Source organism: Pseudomonas sp. B21-015, from assembly GCF_024749285.1.
GTDB lineage: Bacteria > Pseudomonadota > Gammaproteobacteria > Pseudomonadales > Pseudomonadaceae > Aquipseudomonas.
This window is the reverse complement of record NZ_CP087196.1, coordinates 6041969-6056148: the sequence shown is the minus strand read 5'-3', so window position 1 is coordinate 6056148 and position 14180 is coordinate 6041969. Positions and strand designations below refer to the sequence as shown.

Annotated in this window: 11 protein-coding genes and 1 pseudogene; 7 read left to right on the top strand and 5 right to left on the bottom strand. The window is 56.6% G+C overall.

Annotation, left to right across the window (positions count from 1 at the left end):
* Window positions 1–283: 283 nt before the first annotated feature.
* From gltB to hemE, 3 genes are all read left to right on the top strand, one after another.
* Window positions 284–4729, top strand: coding sequence for a glutamate synthase large subunit (gltB, locus tag LOY38_RS27570; RefSeq protein ID WP_258697927.1), 4446 nt, complete (start codon window positions 284–286; stop codon window positions 4727–4729).
* 33 nt (window positions 4730–4762) lie between these two features.
* Window positions 4763–6181, top strand: a complete 1419-nt coding sequence (locus tag LOY38_RS27565; RefSeq protein WP_105340576.1) for an FAD-dependent oxidoreductase — start codon at window positions 4763–4765, stop codon at window positions 6179–6181.
* Window positions 6182–6416: 235 nt separating this feature from the next.
* Complete coding sequence (hemE, locus tag LOY38_RS27560) at window positions 6417–7484, top strand: uroporphyrinogen decarboxylase (RefSeq protein ID WP_258697926.1); 1068 nt, start codon at window positions 6417–6419, stop codon at window positions 7482–7484.
* A 174-nt stretch (window positions 7485–7658) separates the two neighbouring features.
* On the opposite strand, the gene LOY38_RS27555 is transcribed toward hemE, so the two are convergent.
* Window positions 7659–8933 (bottom strand): MFS transporter, encoded by a 1275-nt coding sequence (locus tag LOY38_RS27555; RefSeq protein ID WP_258697925.1) that lies wholly within the window; start codon window positions 8931–8933, stop codon window positions 7659–7661.
* Between the two features lie 118 nt (window positions 8934–9051).
* Between LOY38_RS27555 and LOY38_RS27550 the strand changes: the two genes are divergently transcribed.
* Window positions 9052–9954, top strand: coding sequence for a LysR family transcriptional regulator (locus LOY38_RS27550; RefSeq protein ID WP_008009190.1), 903 nt, complete (start codon window positions 9052–9054; stop codon window positions 9952–9954).
* Between the two features lie 45 nt (window positions 9955–9999).
* Here LOY38_RS27550 and LOY38_RS27545 read toward each other — a convergent pair whose 3' ends face one another.
* A complete protein-coding gene (locus LOY38_RS27545) occupies window positions 10000–10254 on the bottom strand; it encodes a hypothetical protein (protein WP_258697924.1) in 255 nt (84 codons plus the stop codon).
* Between the two features lie 37 nt (window positions 10255–10291).
* On the bottom strand, window positions 10292–10675 hold the full coding sequence (locus LOY38_RS27540; protein WP_258697923.1) for a DUF6124 family protein: 384 nt from the start codon (window positions 10673–10675) through the stop codon (window positions 10292–10294).
* A 416-nt stretch (window positions 10676–11091) separates the two neighbouring features.
* Between LOY38_RS27540 and LOY38_RS27535 the strand changes: the two genes are divergently transcribed.
* Entirely contained in the window at window positions 11092–11688 is a 597-nt protein-coding gene (locus LOY38_RS27535) for a helix-turn-helix transcriptional regulator (RefSeq protein ID WP_258697922.1), read from the top strand.
* Complete coding sequence (locus tag LOY38_RS27530) at window positions 11681–12553, top strand: queuosine precursor transporter (protein WP_258697921.1); 873 nt, start codon at window positions 11681–11683, stop codon at window positions 12551–12553. Before LOY38_RS27535 ends, LOY38_RS27530 begins: the two co-directional genes overlap by 8 nt.
* 35 nt (window positions 12554–12588) lie before the next feature.
* Here LOY38_RS27530 and queC read toward each other — a convergent pair whose 3' ends face one another.
* Window positions 12589–13287, bottom strand: coding sequence for a 7-cyano-7-deazaguanine synthase QueC (gene queC, locus LOY38_RS27525; RefSeq protein ID WP_258697920.1), 699 nt, complete (start codon window positions 13285–13287; stop codon window positions 12589–12591).
* Between the two features lie 121 nt (window positions 13288–13408).
* Here queC and LOY38_RS27520 point away from each other — a divergent pair.
* Window positions 13409–13540, top strand: a pseudogene (locus tag LOY38_RS27520) (LysR family transcriptional regulator); the annotation flags it as partial.
* A 174-nt stretch (window positions 13541–13714) separates the two neighbouring features.
* Here LOY38_RS27520 and LOY38_RS27515 read toward each other — a convergent pair.
* Entirely contained in the window at window positions 13715–14161 is a 447-nt protein-coding gene (locus LOY38_RS27515; RefSeq protein ID WP_258697919.1) for an excinuclease, read from the bottom strand.
* Window positions 14162–14180 lie beyond the last annotated feature (19 nt).

The window sequence follows — 14180 nt, the reverse complement described above, 5'->3', positions numbered from 1 at the left end:
TCTCCAGGCCGCGTGCCTTGTGGTGTCTGCGTCACAGTAGTCTTTGAGTCGCTGCGGTCAAAATTAAAAAAGTTTTGACTAGCACAGCATATCGCTTTAAACCTTTCACAAATGCGACATAGATTTGCGACATTTCGTCGTCAAATTTGTGAGCCTCAGTGTCGGTGTGTACAATGACCTCCCTTTTGCCCCGCAAAGCTGGCGTACGTTCGGTGTGGATGGTAACTGGTTGAATTGAAAAGAAATTTGCCTCGATAAGAGGCAGCCTGGTGAGAAAGTGTCTATGAAAGCAGGTCTGTACCAACCAGATGAATTCAAGGATAACTGCGGTTTCGGCCTGATAGCCCATATGCAGGGCGAGCCCAGTCATACCCTTTTGCAAACGGCCATTGAGGCCCTGACCTGCATGACCCACCGCGGTGGGATCAACGCCGACGGCAAGACCGGTGACGGTTGCGGTCTGCTGATTCAAAAGCCGGATGTGTTCCTGCGGGCCATCGCCCAGGAAACCTTTGGCGTCGAACTGCCCAAGCAATATGCCGTGGGCATGGTCTTCTTCAACCAGGATCCGGTAAAAGCCGAAGCTGCTCGCGAGAACATGAACCGCGAGATCCTGGCCGAAGGCCTGACCCTGGTCGGCTGGCGCAAAGTGCCGATCGACACCAGCGTCCTCGGTCGCCTGGCCCTCGAGCGCCTGCCGCAGATCGAACAAGTGTTCATCGGTGGTGAAGGCCTGAGCGATCAGGACATGGCGATCAAGCTGTTCAGCGCCCGTCGTCGTTCGTCCGTGGCCAACGCCGCCGACGTCGATCACTACATCTGCAGCTTTTCCCACAAGACCATTATTTACAAAGGCCTGATGATGCCGGCGGATTTGACCGCCTTCTATCCAGACCTGAGCGACCAGCGCCTGCAAACCTCGATCTGCGTGTTCCACCAGCGCTTTTCGACCAACACGCTGCCGAAATGGCCGCTGGCGCAGCCGTTCCGCTTCCTCGCCCACAACGGCGAGATCAACACCATCACCGGCAACCGCAACTGGGCCCAGGCTCGTCGCACCAAGTTCACCAACGATCTGATGGATCTGGAAGAACTCGGCCCGCTGGTGAACCGCGTCGGTTCCGACTCCTCCAGCATGGACAACATGCTCGAGCTGATGGTTACCGGTGGCATCGACCTGTTCCGTGGCGTGCGGATGATCATTCCGCCTGCGTGGCAGAACGTCGAAACCATGGACCCGGATCTGCGTGCGTTCTACGAATACAACTCGATGCACATGGAGCCATGGGACGGCCCGGCCGGCGTGGTCATGACCGACGGTCGTTACGCGGTGTGCCTGCTCGACCGTAACGGTCTGCGTCCGGCGCGTTGGGTCACCACCAAGAACGGTTTCATTACCCTGGCCTCGGAAATCGGTGTCTGGAACTACCAGCCCGAAGACGTGATCGCCAAGGGTCGCGTTGGCCCGGGCCAGATCTTTGCCGTGGACACCGAAACCGGTCAGATCCTCGACACCGATGCCATCGACAACCGCTTGAAGTCACGTCATCCATACAAGCAATGGCTGCGCAAGAATGCCCTGCGCATCCAGGCGACCATGGAAGACAACGACCACGGTTCGGCGTTCTACGGCGTCGATCAGCTCAAGCAGTACATGAAGATGTATCAGGTCACGTTCGAAGAGCGCGACCAGGTGCTGCGTCCGCTCGGCGAGCAAGGCTACGAAGCCGTCGGCTCGATGGGCGACGATACGCCGATGGCTGTGCTGTCCCAGCGTGTACGCACGCCGTACGACTATTTCCGCCAGCAGTTCGCGCAGGTGACCAACCCGCCGATCGACCCGTTGCGCGAAGCCATCGTCATGTCGCTGGAAGTCTGCCTCGGCGCCGAGCGCAACATCTTCCAGGAATCGCCGGAACACGCCTCGCGCGTGATCCTCAGCTCGCCGGTCGTTTCCCCGGCCAAGTGGCGCTCGTTGATGAACCTCGATCGCCCGGGCTTTGAACGCCAGATCATCGACCTCAACTACGACGAGAGCGTCGGCCTCGAAGCGGCGGTGCGTAATGTCGCCGATCAGGCTGAAGAAGCCGTTCGCGCCGGTCGCACCCAAATCGTGCTGAGCGACCGTCACATCGCCCCGGGCAAGCTACCGATTCACGCTTCGCTCGCCACCGGCGCGGTACACCATCGTCTGACCGAAAAAGGCCTGCGTTGCGACTCCAACATCCTGGTAGAAACCGCCACTGCTCGCGATCCGCATCACTTTGCGGTGCTGATCGGCTTCGGTGCTTCGGCGGTTTATCCGTTCCTGGCTTACGAAGTGCTGGGCGACCTGATCCGCACCGGTGAAGTGCTGGGCGACCTCTATGAGGTGTTCAAGAACTACCGCAAAGGCATCACCAAAGGCCTGCTCAAGATCCTGTCGAAGATGGGCATCTCGACCATCACGTCGTATCGCGGTGCGCAGTTGTTCGAAGCGATCGGCCTGTCCGAAGAAGTCTGCGAACTGAGCTTCCGTGGCGTGCCAAGCCGCATCAAGGGTGCGCGTTTCGTCGACATCGAAGCTGAGCAGAAAGCCTTGGCGGCCGAAGCCTGGAGTCCGCGCAAGCCGATCCAGCAGGGCGGTCTGTTGAAGTTCGTCCACGGTGGCGAATATCACGCCTACAACCCGGACGTGGTCAACACCCTGCAAGCCGCTGTGCAGCAGGGCGACTACGCCAAATTCAAGGAATACACGTCACTGGTGGATAACCGCCCGGTGTCGATGATCCGCGACCTGTTCAAGGTCAAGACCCTGGACACGCCGCTGGACATCAGCGAGATCGAACCGCTGGAATCGGTGCTCAAGCGCTTCGACTCCGCGGGCATCTCCCTCGGCGCTCTGTCGCCGGAAGCCCACGAAGCCCTGGCCGAAGCCATGAACCGCCTCGGTGCGCGTTCCAACTCCGGCGAAGGCGGCGAAGACCCGGCGCGCTACGGCACCATCAAGAGCTCGAAAATCAAGCAGGTCGCCACTGGCCGCTTCGGTGTGACCCCGGAATACCTGGTCAACGCTGAAGTGTTGCAGATCAAGGTCGCCCAGGGTGCCAAGCCAGGCGAAGGTGGTCAGTTGCCAGGCGGCAAGGTCAACGGTCTGATCGCCAAGCTGCGTTACGCAGTACCGGGCGTGACCCTGATCTCGCCTCCGCCGCACCACGACATCTATTCGATCGAAGACTTGTCGCAGCTGATTTTCGACCTGAAACAAGTCAACCCGAAGGCACTGGTTTCGGTGAAGCTGGTGGCAGAAGCGGGCGTCGGCACCATCGCTGCCGGTGTGGCCAAGGCCTACGCGGACTTGATCACCATCTCCGGCTACGACGGCGGCACCGGTGCATCGCCACTGACCTCGATCAAATACGCGGGCGCACCGTGGGAGCTAGGCCTGGCCGAAACCCATCAGACCCTGCGTGGCAACGACCTGCGCGGCAAGGTCCGGGTACAGACCGACGGCGGCCTGAAAACCGGCCTCGACGTGATCAAGGCCGCGATCCTCGGCGCTGAAAGCTTCGGCTTCGGCACCGCGCCAATGATCGCCCTGGGCTGCAAATACCTGCGTATTTGCCACCTGAACAACTGCGCCACCGGCGTCGCGACTCAGAACGAGAAGCTGCGCAAGGATCACTACATCGGTACGGTCGACATGGTGGTGAACTTCTTCACCTACGTCGCCGAAGAAACCCGTGAGTGGCTGGCTAAACTGGGCGTGCGCTCCCTCGAAGAGCTGATCGGCCGTACCGATCTGCTGGAAGTGCTTGAAGGCCAGACCGCCAAGCAGAACCACCTGGACCTGACCCCGTTGCTCGGCAGCGATCATATCCCGGCAGACAAGCCTCAATTCTGCCAGGTCGACCGCAACCCGCCGTTCGACAAAGGCCTGCTGGCCGAGAAAATGGTCGACCTGGCCACTTCGGCCATCAACGACCTGAGCGGCGCCGATTTCGCCCTGGATATCTGCAACTGCGACCGTTCCATCGGCGCGCGGATCTCCGGTGAAATCGCTCGCAAGCACGGCAACCAGGGCATGGCCAATGCGCCGATCACCTTCCGCTTCAAAGGGACGGCGGGTCAGAGCTTCGGTGTGTGGAACGCCGGTGGCCTGAACATGTACCTGGAAGGCGACGCCAACGACTACGTCGGCAAAGGCATGACTGGCGGCAAGCTGGTCATCGTTCCGCCAAAAGGCAGCATCTACAAGACTCAGGACAGTGCCATCATCGGCAACACCTGCCTGTATGGCGCCACCGGCGGCAAGCTGTTCGCCGCCGGCACCGCGGGCGAGCGTTTTGCCGTGCGTAACTCCGGTGCTCACACCGTGGTGGAAGGCACTGGCGATCACTGCTGCGAGTACATGACCGGTGGTTTCGTCTGCGTCTTGGGCAAGACCGGTTACAACTTCGGCTCAGGCATGACCGGCGGTTTCGCCTACGTGCTCGACCAGGACAACACCTTCGTTGACCGGGTCAACCACGAACTGGTGGAAATCCAGCGGATCAGCGGCGAAGCGATGGAAGCCTACCGTAGCCACCTGCAACGCGTGCTGAACGAGTACGTCGAGGAAACCGACAGCGAGTGGGGTCGTGAACTCGCGGAAAACCTCGATGACTACCTGCGCCGTTTCTGGTTGGTCAAGCCAAAGGCTGCCAGCTTGAAAACGTTGCTTTCCAGCACCCGTGCCAACCCGCAGTGATATGCGCCTGAAGAGTTTGATGAGGTTTTAACAATGGCTGAACGTCTGAATAACGACTTCCAGTTCATCGACGTCGGGCGCAAAGATCCGAAGAAGAAACTGTTGCGTCAACGCAAGAAAGAGTTCGTGGAAATCTACGAACCGTTCAAACCCCAGCAGTCGGCCGACCAGGCCCACCGCTGCCTGGGTTGCGGTAACCCGTATTGCGAATGGAAGTGCCCGGTGCACAACTTCATTCCGAACTGGCTGAAACTGGTGGCCGAGGGCAACATCCTCCAGGCCGCCGAGTTGTCGCACCAGACCAACACCTTGCCGGAAGTCTGCGGCCGGGTTTGCCCTCAGGATCGTCTGTGCGAGGGTGCCTGCACCCTCAATGACGGTTTTGGTGCGGTAACCATCGGTTCGGTCGAGAAGTACATCACCGACACCGCGTTCGCCATGGGCTGGCGCCCGGACATGTCCAAGGTCAAGCCGACCGGCAAACGTGTTGCGGTAATCGGTGCGGGCCCTGCGGGCCTGGGCTGTGCCGACGTGCTGGTGCGCGGCGGTGTGACCCCGGTGGTGTTCGACAAGAACCCGGAAATCGGCGGTCTGCTGACTTTTGGCATCCCCGAGTTCAAGCTGGAAAAGACCGTGCTGAGCAATCGCCGCGAAGTCTTCACCGGCATGGGCATCGAGTTCCGCCTGAACACCGAAGTGGGCAAGGACGTGACCATCGAGCAATTGCTCGAAGAATACGATGCCGTGTTCATGGGCATGGGTACCTACACCTACATGAAGGGCGGCTTTGCCGGTGAAGACCTGCCGGGCGTGTATGACGCGCTCGACTTCCTGATCGCCAACGTCAACCGCAACCTGGGCTTTGAAAAGTCGCCGGAAGATTTCGTCGACATGAAAGGCAAGAAGGTCGTGGTGCTCGGCGGTGGCGACACGGCGATGGACTGCAACCGTACCTCGATTCGCCAGGGCGCCAAGTCGGTGACCTGTGCCTATCGTCGTGACGAAGCGAACATGCCGGGCTCGCGCAAAGAGGTGAAGAACGCCAAGGAAGAAGGCGTGAAATTCCTCTACAACCGCCAGCCGATCGCCATCGTGGGTGAAGACCGCGTCGAAGGTGTGAAGGTGGTCGAGACCCGTCTCGGCGAACCGGACGCCCGTGGTCGTCGCAGCCCCGAGCCGATCCCGGGTTCCGAAGAGATCATCCCGGCCGATGCCGTGGTCATTGCTTTCGGCTTCCGTCCAAGTCCGGCGTCGTGGTTCGAACAGTTCAGCATCCAGACCGACAGCCAGGGCCGCGTCGTGGCGCCGGAACAAGGTCAATACAAGCACCAGACCAGCAACCCGAAAATCTTCGCCGGTGGCGACATGGTGCGCGGTTCCGACCTGGTGGTAACGGCGATCTTCGAAGGCCGCAATGCCGCTGAAGGGATCCTGGATTACCTGGGCGTCTAAACCCCCGCACTGATCGTTCCCACGCTCCGCGTGGGAATGCCCCCATGGACGCTCTGCGTCCGCTCTTAAAGTCGTGACGCAGAGCGTCACAGGATGCATTCCCACGCAGAGCGTGGGAACGATCTGGCGAGTGAAACCGCGACAAATTGACCCGATAGACAAAAGGATCGGCTCTTGCCGTGCCTTTTGCGTCGCGCTCTGAGAAAATGCCCGCACTTTTTTTCCGGATGCCGACATGACTGCCCTGAAGAACGACCGTTTCCTTCGCGCCCTGCTCAAGCAACCCGTAGACGTCACCCCCGTGTGGATGATGCGCCAGGCCGGTCGCTACCTGCCTGAATACCGCGCCAGCCGTGCCAAGGCCGGTGACTTCATGAGCCTGTGCATGAACCCGGCGTTCGCTTGCGAAGTCACGATGCAGCCGCTCGACCGCTATCCACAACTGGATGCGGCGATCCTCTTCTCCGACATCCTGACCATCCCCGACGCCATGGGCCAGGGCCTGTACTTCGAAACCGGAGAAGGTCCGCGCTTCAAGAAAGTGGTCAGCACCCTGGCCGACATCGAAGCCCTGCCGATTCCTGATCCACAGAAAGACCTCGGCTACGTCATGGACGCGGTCAGCACCATTCGCCGCGAACTGAACGGCCGCGTGCCGCTGATCGGCTTCTCCGGCAGCCCATGGACCCTGGCCACCTACATGGTCGAAGGCGGCTCGTCGAAAGACTTCCGCAAGACCAAGGCCATGCTCTACGACAACCCGCAAGCCATGCACCTGCTGCTGGACAAGCTCGCACAGTCGGTCACCTCTTACCTCAACGGCCAGATCATGGCCGGTGCGCAAGCGGTGCAGATCTTCGACACCTGGGGTGGCAACCTCTCGGCGGCGGCCTATCAGGAATTCTCCCTGGCCTACATGCGCAAAATCGTCAGCGGCCTGATCCGCGAACACGAAGGCCGCAAAGTGCCGGTCATCCTGTTCACCAAAAACGGTGGCCTGTGGCTGGAAAGCATTGCCGACGCAGGCGCGGATGCGCTGGGCCTGGACTGGACCTGCGACATTGGCGAAGCCCGCCAACGCGTCGGCAGCAAAGTCGCCCTGCAAGGCAACATGGACCCAACCGTGCTCTACGCCAAGCCAGAAGCCATCCGCACCGAAGTCGGCCGCATTCTCGCCAGCTACGGCAAGGGCAGCGGCCACGTGTTCAATCTTGGCCATGGCATCACGCCGGAAGTCGACCCGGAACATGCGGGTGCCTTCCTGCGCGCGGTGCATGAACTGTCGGCGCAGTATCACGAGTGATCGCTACCCGATAACGAAAACGCCCGGCTTATGCCGGGCGTTTTCGTATGAGGTACCAGATCGTACGCGGTCAATGTGGGAGCGAGCCTGCTCGCGAAGAGGTCGGCACATCCAACAGAGATGTTTGCTGGCAGACCGCTTTCGCGAGCAGGCTCGCTCCCACAGGGTTTTGCATCAGGCCTTTACATCGCCCAACGGCGGCAACTTCGCCAGTTTCAACGCCACCAACAGCGCGATCACCAACAACCCGCCAATAAACAACCCGATCCCGTTCCAGCCACCCAGGTGCCAGGCCACTCCTCCCGCCGTACCCGCGATACTCGACCCGGCGTAATAGCTGAACAGGTACAGCGACGACGCCTGGCCCTTGGCTTTGATCGCCCGGCGGCCGATCCAGCTACTGGCCACGGAGTGGGCGCCGAAGAAGCCAAAGGCGAAGATCAGCATGCCGAGGATCACCAGTGGCAACGGCGTGAGCAGGGTCAGGGCGACGCCCGCGAGCATGACCACAATGGTTGCCCAGAGCACTTTGCGCCGGCCGAGCTGGTCGGCCAGGGCGCCGATTTTCGCCGAGCTGTAGATGCCCGACAGGTACACCACCGAGAGCATCCCGACGAAGGCCTGATCCATGTGATACGGCTCGGCCAGCAAGCGATAGCCGATGTAGTTGAACAGGGTGACGAACGCGCCCATCAGCACAAACGCTTCAACAAACAGCAACGGCAGGCCGGCATCGCGAAAGTGCATGGTGAAGCCGTCCAGCAAGCTGCGTGGATGCAGCGAGCGAGCACGGAAGTTGCGTGACTCGGGGAGGATTTTCCAGAACACCGCTGCGGCAATCAGCGCCAGGCCACCGATGACCAGCATCGCCGTGTGCCAGCTGACGAAGTCGATCAGTACCCCGACGATCAACCGTCCACACATGCCGCCGATGGCGTTGCCACCGATGTACAAACCCATGGCCAGGCCGATGTGCTGCGGGTGGATCTCTTCGCTCAGGTAAGTCATCGCCACCGCCGCCAGACCGCTCAGCGACAGCCCCACCAGCGCCCGCATCACCAGCACGCCTTGCCAGCTCGGGATCATCGCGCTGGCCATGGTGCAGAGGGCTGCGGCGAACAGCGCGGCGACCATCACCGGTTTACGCCCGATGCGATCGGAGATGGGACCGGTGATCAGCAAGCCGATGGCGAGCATGCCAGTGGCCACCGACAGAATCAGGCTGCTCTGGGCCGCGTTGATGGAAAACTCGCGGGACAACAGCGGCATCATCGGTTGCACGCAGTAGAGCAGGGCAAAGGTCGCGAAGCCGCCAGAGAACAGCGCCAGCACCGTGCGCATGAACATCGGCGTGCCTTTTTCGATGTAGATCTCGTTTAGCTCGGTGACGACATCGTCCCGCGCGGCGGGCGGAATTTCATGGGCGAGTGGGGCGACAGCAGTTTTCACTTCGAACCTCGGAGGGCGCAGCCGGTCAGGCAATGAAAAAATCATATAGCTGGCTAATGATTCAATCCAATATATTGTTCGACCTGTTTGATAGGTTTTACGACCTAATGGAGTTTTCATGGAATTGCGCCACCTGCGCTACTTCATCGCCGTCGCCGAAGAACTACATTTCGGCCGTGCCGCCCAGGTGCTGGGCATCTCGCAACCTCCGCTGAGCCAGCAGATTCAGGCGCTGGAGCAGGAGGTGGGCGCGCGATTGTTCGAACGGACCAATCGTCGGGTCGAACTCAGTGAGGCCGGTCGGCTGTTTCTGGAAGAGGCGCGGCTGGTGTTGGCTCAGGTCGACAAAGCGGCGGATGTGGCACGACGGGCACAACTCGGTGAATTGGGTGAACTGAAGATCGGCTTCACCTCGTCGGCGCCCTTCAACTCGACCATTCCCCAGGCGATTTTTTCGTTTCGCCAGCGCTTCCCGGCGGTACACCTGAACCTAAGGGAAATGAGCAGCACCCAAGTGGCCGATGCGCTGGTGGACGAGTCGATCGAAGTTGGCATCATGCGGCCACTGGGGTTGCCGGACTCCCTCAGCGTGGTGGAACTGATGCGCGAGCCACTGGTGGCGGTACTCAGCTCCAAGCATCCACTGGTGAACGGCAGCGAAGAGGGCCTGTTCCTGTCAGCCCTTGCCCTCGAACCGTTCGTATTTTTCCCACGCAGCTATGGCAGCGGTCTGTATGCACAATTGCTCAGCCTGGCCCGAGATGCCGGCTTCAGCCCGCACTTCGCCCAGGAGGCTGGCGAGGCAATGACCATCATCGGGCTGGTGGCGGCGGGGCTTGGGGTGTCGGTGTTACCGGCGTCTTATCAGCGGATGCGTATCGACGGTGTGGTGTATCGGCCTTTGCTCGATCCGGAAGCGGTGTCGGCGGTGTGGCTGGTGCAGCGCAAGGATCAGAAGTCGCCGATGGCCAAGGCGTTTGTGGAGTTGTTGACGCGTAAGGTTGAGCCTTTGAAGCCGTAACAACGGGTGACCTCACTGAGGTCACCCGTTTTTCTTTCCTAAGCACTACACCGAGACCCGCACCTGCAATCGTCGACCAATGACATCCATCAAATCGCAACCGTCGCGCAATGACGTCACCAACACCCGCGCCAGCTCACTGTGAACGCCCTCGCTAGACGCGAAATTTTCCAGCAGTTGGGTCGCGGTGCGAATGCGATAGGCCGCTGTTTCGTGCAACACGTCCAGCGGTGCTTCGGTGTCGATCACCAACGATGCGATGGTGCAGTCGATGCCGGTGATAGGCATATATCGATCCATGACAAAAAACCTCCATTTGGTAACAGAACGGTACTACTCAGCATTGGCTGTTTGACGGAACTGCGGATGACCCATCGGCCAGGTCCAGTTTGTCTAGCACCCGATTGACCAATAACTCCCCCAGCACGGCCAGTTGCTGGATGGCCAACGCCACATTGCGGCGCGAGCCTTCCAGTTCGCCGGCCAGATCGGTGCTCATGACATTCAGCGAGGCAAGGGTTTCGCAGGCGTGACAGAGCAGGGATTCCGTGTCGGCATCCGGGACAATGGTGAAGACGTGGCTGACAGGGTCGGGACGGTCTGGATTGCGCAGGCGGGCGCTGACGCGGCGTTCGGTGATTTCGGAGAGCTTGGGTAAATCGACGGTGTTGTCGGATGATGGATTTTGCGAATCCGAGGGGGTAGGGGGGATCTTTTTCATATTGGAATTCCCTTAAAAATTTAAGAAACCACTAACCCCATGCAGTAAACCAAGATTGATTGGCGGCGTGCAAAGGAGAGTGGAACGGTAGATTTATTACCAGAAAATTCTATTTAATTAATCAAATAAATGAACATCTGCATAATTAAATGATTCATTTCTTGTCAGGTAAATTCTGTAGGAAATTGCTGTGGGAAATGGCCGTGGGAAGTTTCGCTAAGTTGAGTGGTTAATAGCAACAGAACGACATTCCAAGAGTCGGGAGTGAAATATCATTTAACGATTGTTTGCCATGTTTGCGACATTAATTTTTGTACAACTCCTAGAGGTATAGGATGCTGATATCTCACAGCGGCACCTCTGTAGTTTTCAGTAAGGGCGTGCAGTTGGTTCAAGCTATAAATGGTTGATATTTAATGTATAAGAAAGAAAAAACAGAAAACTTGAAGAATAATATTAAATACTTGATAAAGGGTCGCGGAGAGACGCAACTGTCCTTGTGCAATGCGAGTGGGCTGACTCGGACCACGATATATAATATCTTGGAAGGGCGGGTGGTGAACGTTCAACAATCTACGATTAGAAAAATTTCTGATTTCTTTGGTGTCTCTTATAAGGAGATAGAGACTGTTGATTTTGAAGAAAGGGACATCATAGAAAGTAGTGTATCTTTGCAAGGTAATATGAATCCAGCAGCCGTCCCTATCATTAAAGAGAGCTTGCTTGAGCAGAGTCTTGGCAAGAGGATTGGCGAGTTGGTCGTAACCCATCCGCTGACTTACTACTTCGGTACGGCCTGCAATTTAATCGGTGTGCTTCTGGAAAATGAAATTAGCGGTGTGAATGAGTCGGGGGATTTGTTAATAGTCAAGAAGGGCTTGTCGAGTAGCAATAAAGAAAAATTGGTGTACGACAAGGCGACGAAACGGTTGTTCATAACCAGTGAGCCTTGCTGTTGCTCTGATGTTGTTCTTGTAATTGGGGAGGTAATGGAGGAGAGGTTCAATGGATAGTGTTTCGGAAAACAGAAGGTATAAGCTGTTAGGGTTCGAGAATAGTAAGAGGCTTGCCGTTGTCATGGTTGTCTCAACGGGAAAGGTCATAAAAGTTAAGCTCGATGAGTTATTAAAAAGTGAAATGGTGGATGATTTAAGCAGGTCGGAGATAAAGTCGGTGTACAGGAAGTTTTATTCTGGCGGGGCTGCATTGACGGCGTATGAGGTAAATGATCGGCATGAAAAGTTGTGGATGGTTTATGTCGATCTCAATCTACTGCTTTTTGCGCTATATATTTTTACTAATATTGCTGCGACAAAGCTTGTGTATATCGAATCGATTGGTGTTGTCGTAACTCCCGGAGTTTTTCTGTACCCACTTACATTTTTAATAGTCGATATGTTAAATGAGTTTTATGGCCTTAGATTGGCAAGAAAAGCCATTCTATTTGCATTCGCAAGTAATTCGCTCATTACTATTTTGCTGAGTGCGACCAGCTATCTTCCTGGCTTGTCAGGTTGGAAGCTTGATGCGCCTTACAGCGAAGTCGTGACGCACGTGTCCTCGGTGTTGGTAGCGTCCTCTGTGTCTTTTATTTTTTCTGAATATGCAAATTCTTTTTTGCTGAGCAAAATAAAGGAGCTTACGAATGCAAGATTGTTATTTTTGCGTGTGTTTTTAAGTACGTTTTTTGCGGTGATAATAGACAGTTTTATTTTTTGTTTTATTGCGTTTTACGGAACGATGAAAAATGCGGAGATACTTAATATTGTTTATGTTCAGGTCGCCATAAAGATGTGTTTCGCTGTTTTTAACGTTTTGCCTGCGTATGGAGCAAGGTCCTTATTTAAGAGGTATGTAGCTGGAGCACAGGCTGCGTAAAAGGCAGGGGGGAGCTCCCCCTGCACTGCTAAATGCTATTTAATGTGCAGTTTTTCTTTCAGGCTTTTCATCATCGTTGATTTGTTTTTGAAATACTCATTAAAGCCTTCTGCTCGAAGATTGCACGCGTCACAGTCACCACATCCACTGCCTTTTATTCCGTTGTAGCAAGTCAGTGTGTGGTGCCGAATTAATTCAAACTTTCCATGGTGATCGGCCAAAGCCCAAATTTCAGACTTGTTTAGCCACATGAGTGGGGTTTCAATTCGTAATTTATAGTCCATCCCCAATTCAACGGCGTTATTTATAGCCTTGATGAATTCATCCCTGCAATCCGGATAGCCTGAAAAGTCGGTTTCACAAACACCTGTGATTACAGTTGTGGCGCCAACTTGATAGGCATAAATAGAAGCTAGCGTTAAAAACAGAATATTCCGGCCAGGTACGAAAGTGTTTGGCAGGCTCTCCCCTGAACTGGCGGTGGTAGGGACTGGAATGTTGTCGCGAGTCAGGCTGCTGATAGCTAACTCGTTTAATAATGAAACGTCGAGCACCTTGTGCACTGTCACACCAAGTTTTGCCGAAAGCTGTTGCGCCACTTCAATCTCTGCACGATGGCGCTGACCATAATCAAACGTAATGCAGTGTATTTCATCATAGGTTTGCAATGCGTGGATCAAGCAAGTTGTTGAGTCTTGTCCACCACTAAAAACGATGACTGCCTTGTTATTCATACTTTCTCATCCTTGGGTAGTCCCGGGGGACATTGACCCTACCGCGAAGCTAAAGCTCTGGCTGTGGGACGTTTCCGAAATGACATACTCCGTTTTCTCTATGTTTCATTTGTTTGCCGAGGACGCAGATGTGGCGAGCCCGCTGCTTGATTCAGAAGTGTCGGCGGTGTGATTAATGCAACGCAAGAATCAGAAGTCGCCGATGGCCAGGGCGTTTGTTGAATTGCTGACGCGTAAGGTTGAAGGGATGTGATCAGCGTTTAAAAGATCGCAGCCTTCGGCAGCTCCTACGCCGATCGATGTAGGAGCTGTCGAGTGAAACGAGGCTGCGATCTTTTGATCCTGATGTTCAAGGCACTGCACCAGCCCCCAGGCATCAACGCAATCGGTAACGGCTGAGTGTGTCGCGGCTAGTCTGTTTCAGGCGTTACTGAACCTTCGCCAAATCCCCTTTCAACGCAACGCCCGCCATGATTGCCCCGGCGTGGCACTCATAGGTCTTGGCATCTTTGCGCTCATTTTTCTTGTAGAAGCTGACGATGTTGGTCACGGCGTTGGCGCCGGCGTTCTTCGCCGCTTGGTGCAGGCTGATGATTGCCGATTGCGCGACCCACTCGCAGGCTACTTCGTCAGACTTGTTGAAGGCGTTGGTTTTCTTGTTGGTCACGGCACCGGCGCTGAGGACGGTGACGTTGCCTGCCGGCGTGGTGCCGGCCAGGTAGAACTTCACGCTGCCATCGATTTTGCCGGCACGGGTTGCTTCGGCGACTGCTTTGTCAAAGGGCAGATACACCGCCGTGTCACGTGCCTGGCTGATGCCCGGCAACGCGCAGATCAGCAGGGTGGCGGCGGTAGCGAGTTTCTTGAAGTGCATGGAGGTCTCCTTGACCCTA

Bases quoted from the DNA above. Each gene is read 5' to 3' on its own strand.
- LOY38_RS27515 (WP_258697919.1), bottom strand. From the start codon at position 14,161: ATGCACTTCAAGAAACTCGCTACCGCCGCCACCCTGCTGATCTGCGCG.
- hemE (WP_258697926.1), top strand. From the start codon at position 6,417: ATGACTGCCCTGAAGAACGACCGTTTCCTTCGCGCCCTGCTCAAGCAA.
- LOY38_RS27550 (WP_008009190.1), top strand. From the start codon at position 9,052: ATGGAATTGCGCCACCTGCGCTACTTCATCGCCGTCGCCGAAGAACTA.
- LOY38_RS27545 (WP_258697924.1), bottom strand. From the start codon at position 10,254: ATGGATCGATATATGCCTATCACCGGCATCGACTGCACCATCGCATCG.
- LOY38_RS27530 (WP_258697921.1), top strand. From the start codon at position 11,681: ATGGATAGTGTTTCGGAAAACAGAAGGTATAAGCTGTTAGGGTTCGAG.
- gltB (WP_258697927.1), top strand. From the start codon at position 284: ATGAAAGCAGGTCTGTACCAACCAGATGAATTCAAGGATAACTGCGGT.
- LOY38_RS27535 (WP_258697922.1), top strand. From the start codon at position 11,092: ATGTATAAGAAAGAAAAAACAGAAAACTTGAAGAATAATATTAAATAC.
- LOY38_RS27565 (WP_105340576.1), top strand. From the start codon at position 4,763: ATGGCTGAACGTCTGAATAACGACTTCCAGTTCATCGACGTCGGGCGC.
- queC (WP_258697920.1), bottom strand. From the start codon at position 13,287: ATGAATAACAAGGCAGTCATCGTTTTTAGTGGTGGACAAGACTCAACA.
- LOY38_RS27540 (WP_258697923.1), bottom strand. From the start codon at position 10,675: ATGAAAAAGATCCCCCCTACCCCCTCGGATTCGCAAAATCCATCATCC.